This is a genomic window from Paenibacillus sp. AK002 (assembly GCF_053903045.1).
On record NZ_CP096377.1, the window covers coordinates 4,533,598 to 4,546,022 of the forward strand.

Consider the following 12,425-nt stretch of genomic DNA (forward strand, 5'->3'; position numbering starts at 1 on the left):
CAATTACTAAAAAGCGATTGAATTTATAAAATAACGCCATCCTTGAAAATGGATATTTCCCGGAAGCCATTCCGTTCATTTTGCGTCTTCTCAACGCCTGAGGCCAAATGAACGATGACCTCCAAGAGTTCCGCATGAAGCTCATCCATGCTTTTGCCCTCCAGCAGAGCTCCCGCATTAAAATCGATCCAATGCTTTTTACGTTTGGCCAGCTCGGAATTGGTCGCGATTTTGACGGTTGGTACAGGCCCCCCGAACGGCGTTCCCCTTCCGGTCGTGAACAGCACGAGGTGGGCACCGGCTGCAGCGAGTGCCGTAACCGATACGAGGTCATTGCCCGGCCCCTCGATCAGGTTCAGTCCCGGCTTCGTAGTTCTTATGCCGTAACGGAGCACATCGGATACGGTTGCAGTCCCCCCTTTTTGGGTGCATCCCAGCGATTTCTCCTCCAAGGTCGTGATGCCGCCGTCTTTATTCCCGGGAGACGGATTTTCATAGATTTCCTGTCCATGCGAGACGAAATATTGTTTAAAGTTGTTGATGAGCAAGGTGATATCCTGGAACACCTGCTCGTCGGCAGCCCGATCCATCAGGATCGTTTCGGCTCCGAACATCTCCGGCACCTCCGTTAGAAGAGCGGTGCCTCCATAGGCGGTAATCGTATCCGCGATGCGGCCCGCCAGCGGATTGGCTGTAATGCCCGAAAGTCCGTCCGACCCGCCGCATTTCAGCCCGATTTTCAGTTTGGAGAGAGGAACCTCCGTTCGTTTGAACGTCTCCGCATATTCCACGAGCTCGGATATAAGGGACAACCCTTCCTCCAATTCGTCCTCTATGTCCTGGGCACGCATATATTTGATCCTATTCCCGTCCTGCTCCCCGATCATGGCCTGCATTTGATCGATCTGATTGTTCTCGCAGCCGAGCCCGATAATGAGCACGCCTGCGGCATTGCCATGCTGAGCCAGGGAGGATAATAGGCGCTGGGTATGGCTCAGATCATCCCCGAGCTGCGAGCAGCCGTAGGGATGCGGAAAATGATAAACCCCATCAATCCCTCTCCCTTGAAACTGCTGACCTGCCATTCGTGCCAGCAGCTCGCAGGTTTTATTAATGCAGCCGACGGTGTTGATGATCCAGATTTCGTTGCGGATTCCAACCTCGCCGTTCGGTCTGACATATCCTTGGAAAGTTGACGAACCGTGGCTGGCAGCTGAAGGCTCAAGCCCTTGGTTTGCGTTTGGCTTATACTGATACTCCACTTCACCGGAGAGACCTGTTTTCAAATTGTGGGTATGAATCCAGGTCCCCGGCAGAATGGCTTCCTTCGCCAGACCGATCGAATAACCGAATTTGAAAACATGGTTACCCGCCTCAATCAACCGCAGAGCCACCTTATGACCCTTCGGGACGTCCTCCGTTAATTCGATGGCATGCTCCTTCCCATTCAAGATCCCGATGGCATGTTCTCCTGCCGACAAAGGACGAAGCGCAATGCCGACATCATCCTTGCTGTGAAGTATGACGATGTCACTCATGTCTCGTTCAGCTCCATTTCTTCGATATAGCTGCTTACCGTTTCATGAAGAGCGGGAATTCGGTTCAGATCCTCGCCCCATATCCTCTGGTTACCAAGAATGGAGGCCACAAGCTGACGTATAGTCCACTCCCCGCCGTCTACCTGTTGCCACGCTTGCTGCAGTGTCATCAGGTTATCCGGATCATCTCTTAAAGGCAGCTGTTCACCATCAAGTCGCGTGCCGTACCATTGCCCCTCCTTCGTGCCGGCATGATACAGACGGATCAAGGAAGCCAATCCAAGAGTAATGGTGCTTGGCAGCTCATAATGCATTCTGATATATTCCTTTAAGCTCGGCAAAACCCGAACCCTAAATTTGGAGATGCTGTTCATGGCGATGTCCTGCAGCCTGTGCCGAATGAAGGGGTTGCGGAACCGCTCCCACACGGTTTCGGCATATGCCGCAACATCTCCAGGCGGGAGAGGCACCCCCGGGACGATTTCCTCGAGCATCGCGTTTCGGATGCGATCACCCCATTCAGCACTTTCCGTCATCTCCTTTACTTCGTTCAAGCCATGGAGCAGACCTATTGAAGCCATAAGGGTATGCGTTCCATTCAAGATCCTTACTTTTCTAACCTGATACGGGGTCAGATCGGATACCCAGCTTACCTGAAGGCCCGCCGACCGTAGAGGCAGTCTGGACTCCAGTGACGGATCGCCCTCAATCGCCCAGAAATAATAGGGCTCGGCCGTGTTGAGCAATCGGTCCTGATGACTCCATTTGTCAAAATAACGCTCCGCTTCTTCCGGATAACCGGTTACGATCCGGTCTACAAGCGAGTTCAAGAACAGATTGTGCTCCGCCACCCAGCTCTGAAAGGCCGGCGAAAGCCCCCAATCCTGTGCATGCCTCAAAACAATGGATCGCAAGATATCCCCGTTTCGTTCCAGAAGCTCGCAGGGCAATATCATCAAGCCCTTGTCCGGCGAGCCTTCATAATGCTCATAACGCCGATACAGCAGCATGGTCAGCTTGCCGGGATACGACAACACCGGTTCGTCCGGATTCCATTCACTGCGCTGATAATCGAGACCAGCCTCGGTCGTATTGGAAACGATGATATCCAGGGAATCCAGCTCGGCGATCCTTAAGAAGTTCTCCCATTCCGCGTAGGGATCCACGATCTTCGAGAACACCGGAATCCACTGCTCCTCCTCAACTTTTCGTCCATCCTGGATACCTCGGGTCAGAAGGCCGTATATCCCTTCCTGTTCCCGCAGCTGCTCTAGCTTGGGCCTTCCGCCGGGTCTTGGCTGACTGACCGCGACGCTCCCTTGAAACAGCCCCTGCCGGTTGCATTCATAGATCATCCAATCGAAAAAGCCCCTGAGAAAATTACCTTCGCCGATTTGCAGCACCTTCACGGGGAAGTTCAACATCTCCGAGTCCTGACGTATATCCTGCTGCTGGAGAAACTCCCGTCCGACCAACTTCAACGATCCGCTTCGGTCTGTGCTCGTACCCATGGTTTATCTCCCTCCGTCTGGCCAAACCGGAAATAACGCTCGGCGTTGTTGTAACAAATATCCTGCACGATGCCACCGAGCCACGGAAGATCATCCGGCGCTTCGCCCCGCGTAACCCACTCGCCGAGAAGATTGCAAAGAATACGCCGGAAATACTCATGCCGGGTGTAAGACAAAAAACTTCTGGAGTCGGTCAGCATCCCGACGAATCGGCTCAACAGGCCCATATTGCCGAGTTTGCTCATCTGCTCGACCATGCCGTCTTTGGTGTCGTTGAACCACCACGCCGAGCCGAACTGGATTTTGCCCGGAATGCCGTCCCCTTGAAAACTCCCGATAAGTGCAGCAAGGATATCGTTATCGCTGGGGTTGAGCGAATAAAGTATCGTTCTTGGAAGCGCCGACTCTTGATCGAGCCGATCCATCAGCTTAACGAGCGGTACGGCGATCGGACTATCGTGAATCGAATCATACCCGGTATCCGGACCCAATTGCCGGAACATCCTTGTGTTGTTGTTGCGTTGGGCATTGATATGGAACTGCATGACCCAGCCGAGCCTGGCGTAGACACGGCCAAGATGAAGCAGCGTATGCGTCTTGAACTGTTCCTCTTCTTCCCGGGAAACCCTCTCCCCCTGAAGCGCTTTCAAGAAAATGTCGCCCGCCTGCGCCTCGCTGACCTCTCGATAAGGCACGTAATCCAACGCATGATCGGATACCCTGCCGCCCACCGAATGGAAAAATTCCGCCCGCTGCTCCAGCGCTGCCAGAAATGCCGGATAATCCGCTATCTCGACCCGGCTTCGCTCGGCGAGCAACTTCACCCAAGGAACGAACGTCTCCCGGTTAATCTCCAGCCCCTTGTCCGGACGGAATGACGGGAGCATCTGAAATCCGGCATCGCCTTCTTCTGTCAGCTTGATATGATATTCCAGGCTATCCGCCGGGTCATCCGTCGTACACACGACCTTCACGTTGCTTGACGTAATCAACCCCCTGGTCGTAAAATCATGTTCCTGGAGACGCTTGTTTGCCGCCTCCCAAATTCGCGGAGCATTCTTTTCCTGAATGATGTCCGATATGCCGAACAGTCTTTGCAGCTCCAAATGCGACCAATGGAATAAGGGGTTGCCAATCGTCATCGGCACGGTGCGGGTCCAAGCCAAGAAGCGGTCATAATCGTTCACGCCCGGCCCTCCCGTGATGTAGGCCTCTTCCACGCCTGCAGCACGCATCGCCCGCCATTTATAGTGGTCACCGTTGATCCAGGCTTCCGTTAAGTTCTCGAACCGGTGATTGTCAACGATCATTTGCGGACTCAAATGACAGTGGTAGTCGATGATTGGCATGGCTTTAGCATAATCGTGGTATAAGATGCGAGCAGTCTCGTTATGAAGCAAAAAATGTTCATCCATAAAAGGTCTCATGATTTCACCGTCCGTTTCTGTAGATTATCTACTATGTTACGGCATCATCAGTTGGATTTCTTCACGTTTATTGCGAATATAGAGGTTTATTCAACATATCTTGCTTTGTTTTGCAAGAAGAAGTTGATACAATAGAGCTGAATTAATTGGAATGGCTCCAAGATGTTATGATCTGAACGAAGCGGGGGCGATTGTCATATCCAGCGAAACCCATACCGTATCCTACGGAGAAGAAGAAGGAGAATTTTATTATCATCGCATTCACCGCACGAAACCCTTTGAACGCAATAACCATTATCACGGAACTTACGAAATCTACTATTTGGTTTCGGGGGAACGCCATTATTTTATCAAAGAGAAGCTGTACTCCATCCGGGCGGGGGACCTGATTCTCATCAATAAATTCGATGTCCATAAAACCTCGGGCCATGGAGACCCGGAGCATGAGCGTATCGTCATTAATTTCAGCGATTCCTTTCTCGGCAAAGGCCATCCCTTGCTGGCATCGGGATTGCTCGGCATGTTTAACCAGGATCGGCCGCTGCTGCGCTTAACCGTGCCGGAGCAGGCGATCATCATGCAAATTCTGAATAAAATGGCCGATGAGATCCGGGAACGCTCCGCTTCGTATGAGCATATGCTGCAGGTGCTGCTTACGGAGTTATTAATCAAAACCTATCGATTAACCCATTCCGCCTCGCTGCCTGCCAACGTCTCCATGAATCCGCTCCATCAGAAAATCACGGACGTGGTCAAGTTTATTCACGTTCACTACGCAGACAAAATCACGCTGCAGGGATTATCCGAAACCTTCTACATCAGTCCGTTCTACCTGTCCCGGATCTTCAAAGAGATTACGGGCTTTACCATCATTAATTACCTCAACCTGACCCGGATTCGCGAGGCGCAGCGCCTTCTGACGGATACGGATCTGAAAATCGTGGACATCGCCGAATCGATCGGCTTTGAAAGCCTCACCCATTTTGACCGGACCTTCAAGAAAATCATGAATATGACGGCAAGCCAATATCGTAAAATCAACAGCGTCCCCTGAACATGCAAAAAAGGAAGCGAGCCACCAGGAGTCCAGGGTTGTTCGCTTCCTTTTTTAGTTGTGATCATACAATGAGTCGCTTAGCTGATTCGATTCTGCTGCTGCTGATATTGCTCCATGGACATCAGCACTTCCCGCGGCTTGCTGCCCTCATAAGGACCGATCACCCCGCGCGCTTCCATGGAATCGATGAGGCGGGCGGCACGGGTGTAGCCTACACGCATTCTCCGCTGCAGCAGCGACACGGATGCCTGCTTGGCTTCCAATACGATGGTCACCGCCTGTTCATACAACTCATCCAATTCTTCTTCGTCCGCGCCAGCGGATTCCTCGATTTCAGGCACCAACGACTCGTCATATTCCGCCTGTCCTTGATCCCGGACAAAATCCACGATGTTCTCGACCTCATGATCACTCATGAAGGCTCCCTGAACGCGGATCGGCTTGGAGGAACCCATCGGCATAAACAGCATGTCCCCGCGGCCAAGCAGCTTCTCGGCGCCCGCCATATCCAGAATGGTTCGGGAATCGACCTGCGAAGACACGCCAAAGGCAATACGCGACGGGATGTTCGCTTTAATGACCCCGGTGATAACGTCGACCGACGGACGCTGGGTCGCGATAATCAGATGGATACCGGCTGCACGCGCCATTTGGGCCAATCGAGTAATCGCATCCTCCACGTCGTTGGCCGCGACCATCATCAAATCGGCCAACTCGTCCACGATGACAACGATATACGGCAATACCGCAGGCAGATTATCCTTCATTAGATTGTTGTAGCCCTCAATATTCCGCGTCCCCGACTTGGAGAACAGTTCATACCGCTTCTCCATCTCCACGACGATTTTCTTAAGCGCTAAGGATGCCCGCTTCGGGTCGGTTACCACCGGCGCCATCAAATGCGGAATCCCGTTATAGACATTGAGTTCGACCATCTTCGGATCGACCATCAGGAACTTAACCTCATCCGGCTTCGCTTTATACAGGATGCTGGTAATAATGCCGTTGATGCATACGGATTTACCGGAACCCGTGGCGCCTGCAACTAGTAGATGGGGCATCCGTGCCAAATTACCGACAATCGTCTGGCCCGAAATATCGCGGCCGAACGCGATTGACAGCTTCGATTCCGCGTCCTGGAACGTCGGCGTTTCCATAACCTCTCGCATGGTGACGAGCGAAACTTCATTGTTCGGCACTTCGATCCCGATGGCGGACTTGCCTGGAATCGGCGCCTCCATCCGAATATCCTTGGCCGCAAGCGCGAGTGCGATATCATCGGTCAGATTCACGATCCGGCTGACCTTGACGCCGATGTCCGGCTGAATTTCATAGCGGGTTACCGACGGACCCCGGACAACCTCCAGAACCTTGGCCCGAACGCCAAAGCTTTCCAGCGTGGCCTCCAGCTTTCGCGCTGTCTGCATGTAATCGTTCTGATCTCCACCCTTGCCGCCGTTGTTCGGTTTGGACAGCAGCCGGAACGGAGGCAGCTTGTACGGCTTGGGCGGCGGAGCCGGTGGCGCTGCCGGTGCCGATCCTTCTTGCCCCCCAGTATCCGCGATAACAGCTGAATTCGTCTCGCCGTTCAGCGTCTCTGGGTCAACCATGGCATCCGAACTTGATGCCGCGTTCCCCGAAGGGTCTTCATGCGCAGGAGGCATCACCGCTTCGTGATCGTCTTGATCGTCATCCAATCGTCCTTCTTGCTTCACCTGCTCGAAGAAATCGCGAATAATCGGCGAAGAAGGTACAGGATCCGGTGCAGAAAATGCAGCATCCGTCCCCTCCTCCGATTGATCCGCTCGGCTGAACAGGACGACCTCGCCCTTATCATGCTCATCATGCCCGTTGCCAACCGTAAATACCGGAGCCGACTCATCCATAACATCCTCTGCCTCTTCCGCGGCTTCGTTCCGCTTGTTGCCCTTGGAACCAAACAGTTGGAAGAATTGCGGCGCTTTACGCTTCGGCAGCCGCATGCCTTCCATATCGTCGAGGTCATCGTCTTCATCCAGATCCTCCGGCAGCTGTATGCGTTGCTCCTTTGCGCTTGCCTTCGCCGCCGCCTTTGATTTCGTCTGCTGGCTGTTCATTTTCTTTTGGATTCGTTCCCCGGCTTTCACAACCCTGACGCGGAACATCCGCATTAAATCAACATAGGACAGATTCGTAATCAGCATGAAGCTGATAAACAGCATGACAATCACAATCAACTTTGCCCCGATGCTGCCAAACAGCATCAACAAGAGGGCAAACTGCAAGGCTCCAACATAACCCCCGCTGATATCCCGGCCCATGACAGGATGACGTCCGTCATCCGCCCCGGCATGAAGGAGCTCGCCCTGCAAATCACTATGTATCTGGCTCATCGCACTCGATGCATTCAATTGTCCGATCGGAGCCAATTTGGACTCCAGACCCGCAATACTGCTCATTAAGGTGAGCGATAATACCAGGAGAAGGACACCGGTACGCCTGCTGTTCCACCGTTTGGGCCATTTTCGGTGAATCATCACCATTAACCCGTAATAAATGCCGATTAGGGGGATGATAAAATAATACTTACCCAGCAGATATCCCGACATCTTGGACAGGGAACGCCCCACCGGTGCTTCTCCGGATAACGCGATGACCGAGAGTGTCATCAATACAATTCCATAAATTTCATATTTCAATACGGCTGCAAAGGCTGCCTTCTTCTTTCTTTTCCGCTTTGCCAAATGTGTCACCCCCGAATCCATATTATAGCATAATATTCGGTGGCGTACCTATGTTCTGTTTTCAGCCTTTAGCCTCATTTTCGACGGTCGGAATATAGCGAATCATGGTCCCTGGCGCGTAGCGCGGGTTCAAGTAATCATGAAGCCCGCAATCCAATAAACGAACGATTTTCGCCTGTTCTTCCGTTACAGGCTTCACTTCCATCAAAATACCATCGACTCGAACTTCCCTGGACATGACCTCCTGCTCCACTTGAAGCAGCCCGGTCGTCGGATCCAAGGGCATGACGCTGTACCAAGTCATTGCGTAATCCCCCCGGGCTGAATCGTTTTACGCTCGGCGATCATGCTGTTCAGCCGGCTTAATGCCTGTCCGATTCCACCCACTTCGTTCATTAAGCCATACTTTACGGCGTCTGTACCCGAAACCGCAGTACCGATATCCCTGTTCAATTCGCCGGTCTTGAACATCAGATCCTTGAACTGTTCCTCCGTGATCCCCGAATGGCTCGTCACAAAGCGCACGACGCGTTCCTGCATTTTCTCCATATATTCGAAGGTTTGCGGCACGCCAATGACTAACCCGCTCATGCGAATCGGGTGAATCGTCATCGTTGCGCTCTCTGCGATAATCGAATGGTCTGCGGCAACAGCGATAGGCACGCCGATGCTATGACCCCCTCCTATGACAACCGTTACCGTCGGTTTGCTGAGCGATGCAATCATTTCGGCAATGGCAAGCCCTGCTTCCACATCGCCGCCAACGGTATTCAGAATGATCAGGAGTCCTTCGATTCGCGGATTCTGCTCGGCTGCCACTAGCTGTGGAATCATATGCTCGTATTTGGTCGTTTTATTTTGCGGCGGCAGCACGAGATGACCCTCGATTTGCCCAATAATCGTCATGCAAAAGACGTTGGATTCTCCGCCGGTTGGAAGCCCCGTCTGTCCCAGCTGCTGAATGGTTTCCGTCACGGCCGCTTTCTTGCCTTCCTCGGTCGGAACGACCGGAGGCGCCTCCGTCTCGCCAGTCCACCCCGCTTTTCTGTTGCCCGTCATCCGTTGATCGTTGTCCATCGCGCATCCCTGCCTTTTTATTCTTAATGTCTAGCTGCTGCAACAAACACATAGCTAACCCTTAGTATGGCAAATGACGCGGCTTTTTTATGCTTGGGCAGAGCATTCAGCATTAGGCCTTGCTCATAACAAACAAAAAAACTCCTGCCGAACCCATCGGGAGAAGTTTCATGATTTGCATATAAAAAGCCCCTCTTTCGCGGAAACCGTCCAATTATTACCTGCGAAAAAGGGGCGACTGTGTGCCTGATTTATTGTATTGTCTCGTATCAGACTTCCATGATGATCGGCAAGATCATCGGTCTGCGACGTGTTTGTTCATACAAGAAGCGTCCCAAAGCGTCTTTCACGCTGGTCTTCAGTGATGCCCATTCATTTACGTTTTCGCTCATCAGCTTCTGAAGCGTGCTGGAAACGATACGGTTGGCTTCATCCAGAAGCCCTTCGGATTCTCGTACGTATACGAATCCACGGGAAATAATATCGGGACCGGAAACGATGGAGCCGTTTTGTTTGCTCAACGTAACGACAACGACCAGAATACCGTCCTGGGACAGAAGCTTGCGGTCGCGCAGTACGATGTTCCCTACGTCTCCGACGCCAAGTCCGTCAATCAGCACATTGCCGGCGGTCACTTTGCCGGCTTTGCGGGCCGAACCGCCTTGAATCTCCACGATTTCTCCGATATCGGTAATAAAAATGTTGTCCGGATCCACGCCAACGGATTCCGCAAGCAGGGCGTGACGGCGCTGCATCCGGTACTCGCCATGGACAGGGATGAAAAATTGCGGTTTCATCAGATTCAGCATCAGCTTAAGCTCTTCCTGGCTACCGTGACCCGACACGTGGACGCCCGAATTGGATCCGCTGTAAATGACGTCTGCTCCAAGACGGAACAACTCATCGATCGTACGACCCACGTACTTCTCATTTCCAGGTACTGGAGTCGCCGCGATGATGACCGTATCTCCCGGCAGAATGTCCACCTTCCGGTGGGTGGAACGTGCCATGCGCGTGAGCGCTGACATCGGTTCTCCCTGACTGCCCGTACACAATACGACAACGCGGTCCGCTGCCATTTTGTTTACCTCTTCGGGTTCGATCAGCATGCCGTCCGGAATGTGCAGGTATCCAAGCTCTGCGGCAATGGATACAACGTTAACCATGCTTCTGCCGATTACCGTTATTTTGCGTCCGGTGGACTCGGCTGCGTTGACAACCTGTTGAATACGGTGCACGTTCGATGCAAACGTTGCAACAACAACCCGCTGCTCGGCTTTGCGGAAGATGTCTTCCAGCACGATGCCTACGTTTTTCTCGGAAGGCGTAAAGCCGGGGCGCTCTGCGTTTGTACTGTCCGACAGAAGAGCCAATACTCCCTTGCTTCCGATCTCAGCCATACGCTGCAGATCCGCATACTGGTCATTGACCGGAGTATGGTCAAACTTAAAGTCCCCCGTGTGCACCACATTGCCTTCCGGCGTTTCGATACAGATCCCCACGGAATCCGGAATGCTGTGATTGGTTTTGAAGAAGGTCGCTTTCAATGTGTTTCCGAGTTGAACTTCCGAATCCGCATGGATCAGAATCCGTTTCGTCTCACCAAGCAAATTCGCTTCTCTGAGCTTGTTTTCCACCAATCCGAGCGTCAATTTCGTTCCGTATACAGGAACGTTCAGGTGTTTCAATACGTAAGGGAGGCCGCCGATATGGTCCTCGTGACCGTGAGTCAGCAAAATCCCTCTCACTTTGTCGCGATTTTCCGTTAAATAGCTAATATCAGGAATAACAATATCAATCCCAAGCATATCTTCTTCTGGGAACTTCAATCCCGCGTCCACGACAACGATGTCGCCTGCATACTGGATGACATACATGTTCTTCCCGATTTCACCGACGCCGCCCAAGGCAAAAATCGATAGTTTATCGCTGCTTATTTTCTTAGACAAATGTATCTAACCCTCCTATAGTTTTGGACGTCGTACCATTGTTATATTAAATTTCAAAAAAATACCGCACCCAGTCACTTGAATTCATTATACATGATGAAAAAGTGAAAACACAAGTCAGCCACCTTCGTGGACCATAGGATGCCCAGAATCAGAAGGGTTTAAAACGAAGAAAGCCACCACCTTCGATGAAGGTAGTGGCCCTGAAAATAGGTAAGCGGCAGTTTACAAGGAAGACAGCATATTACGGATAAAAGCAGCCTCGTTCTCGCTTGGAGCAACGAGCGGCAGGCGAACCCCGCCGACTTGATAGCCGCGTTCGTTCAAAGCGAATTTAACCGCCGCAGGATTCGGAAGCGGGTCAGGACATTCAAAGAGGCCTTTGAACAGCGGGAATAAGGATTGATGAAGCTTGGCAGCTTCCTTCACGTTCCCTTCCACGAAGGCTTCGATCATGTCCTTCATGCGGGCACCTGCAATATGGCTGGCCACGCTTACGATTCCATAAGCACCTACCGACAATGCAGGCAATGCCGCGGAATCGTCGCCGGAATATACGATGAACCCTTCGGGAGCACCTGCGGCAATGCCGGTAACCTGGTCAATCGAAGCACATTCCTTGGTCGCAACGATGTTCGGAATTTGTGCCAGCCTTAAGGTGGTGGACGTGCTTAGGCTGATACCCGTTCTACCAGGTACATTATACAGCATGACGGGCAAGGAGGTTGCCTCGGCAATCGCCTTAAAATGCTGGTAGAGTCCTTCCTGGTTCGGCTTGTTGTAGTATGGTGCTACAAGCAAAATGCCGTCGACGCCGCAGCTTTCGGCTTTCTTCGTCAATTCTGCAGAATGTGACGTATTGTTGCTGCCTGTGCCTGCGATGATCTTGCTCCGTCCGCCCGCCTGTTTCACAGCGAACTTAAACAATTCAAGCTTCTCGTCTTCGCTAAGCGTTGGCGATTCGCCGGTCGTTCCAGCAATGACCAGGGAATCCGACTTCTGTTCCACTATCAGGTGCTCAATCAATCTCGCAGTCTCGTCCCAATTGATCTGGCCGTTCTGATCAAAAGGGGTTACCATAGCCGTAATCAGTCTTCCGAAATCCACAATGATTCCTCCTTAAAGCCTTCCCGCGGGAATGCT

The 12,425-nt window shown here is 52.2% G+C and carries 9 protein-coding genes; 1 reads left to right on the forward strand and 8 read right to left on the reverse strand.

Annotated elements, in window-relative coordinates:
* Positions 1–23 precede the first annotated feature (23 nt).
* From M1D70_RS20065 to uxaC, 3 genes are read right to left on the reverse strand one after another with little or no spacing between them, the layout of a single operon-like run.
* Positions 24–1,538, reverse strand: coding sequence for a UxaA family hydrolase (locus tag M1D70_RS20065; RefSeq protein ID WP_456287767.1), 1,515 nt, complete (start codon positions 1,536–1,538; stop codon positions 24–26).
* A complete protein-coding gene (locus M1D70_RS20070) occupies positions 1,535–3,049 on the reverse strand; it encodes a tagaturonate reductase (RefSeq protein ID WP_456287768.1) in 1,515 nt (504 codons plus the stop codon). The genes M1D70_RS20065 and M1D70_RS20070 overlap by 4 nt, the downstream gene beginning before the upstream one ends.
* Positions 3,016–4,476 (reverse strand): glucuronate isomerase, encoded by a 1,461-nt coding sequence (gene uxaC, locus M1D70_RS20075; RefSeq protein WP_456287769.1) that lies wholly within the window; start codon positions 4,474–4,476, stop codon positions 3,016–3,018. The genes M1D70_RS20070 and uxaC overlap by 34 nt, the downstream gene beginning before the upstream one ends.
* A gap of 151 nt (positions 4,477–4,627) precedes the next feature.
* Here uxaC and M1D70_RS20080 point away from each other — a divergent pair, with 151 nt between their 5' ends.
* Positions 4,628–5,530 carry a helix-turn-helix transcriptional regulator gene (locus M1D70_RS20080; protein ID WP_009594702.1) on the forward strand — a complete coding sequence of 301 codons (903 nt, stop codon included), beginning with the start codon at positions 4,628–4,630 and terminating at the stop codon, positions 5,528–5,530.
* 80 nt (positions 5,531–5,610) lie between these two features.
* Here M1D70_RS20080 and M1D70_RS20085 read toward each other — a convergent pair whose 3' ends face one another.
* From M1D70_RS20085 to dapA, 5 genes are all read right to left on the reverse strand, one after another.
* Positions 5,611–8,277 (reverse strand): DNA translocase FtsK 4TM domain-containing protein, encoded by a 2,667-nt coding sequence (locus M1D70_RS20085; protein ID WP_456287770.1) that lies wholly within the window; start codon positions 8,275–8,277, stop codon positions 5,611–5,613.
* Positions 8,278–8,317: 40 nt separating this feature from the next.
* Positions 8,318–8,560: a YlzJ-like family protein gene (locus M1D70_RS20090; RefSeq protein WP_009594714.1), complete on the reverse strand. Its 243-nt coding sequence runs from the start codon at positions 8,558–8,560 to the stop codon at positions 8,318–8,320.
* Complete coding sequence (locus tag M1D70_RS20095; RefSeq protein ID WP_009594727.1) at positions 8,557–9,333, reverse strand: ClpP family protease; 777 nt, start codon at positions 9,331–9,333, stop codon at positions 8,557–8,559. The genes M1D70_RS20090 and M1D70_RS20095 overlap by 4 nt, the downstream gene beginning before the upstream one ends.
* A gap of 269 nt (positions 9,334–9,602) precedes the next feature.
* Complete coding sequence (locus tag M1D70_RS20100) at positions 9,603–11,282, reverse strand: ribonuclease J (protein ID WP_009594732.1); 1,680 nt, start codon at positions 11,280–11,282, stop codon at positions 9,603–9,605.
* 225 nt (positions 11,283–11,507) lie between these two features.
* Complete coding sequence (dapA, locus tag M1D70_RS20105) at positions 11,508–12,389, reverse strand: 4-hydroxy-tetrahydrodipicolinate synthase (RefSeq protein WP_009594731.1); 882 nt, start codon at positions 12,387–12,389, stop codon at positions 11,508–11,510.
* Between the last annotated feature and the right edge of the window lie 36 nt (positions 12,390–12,425).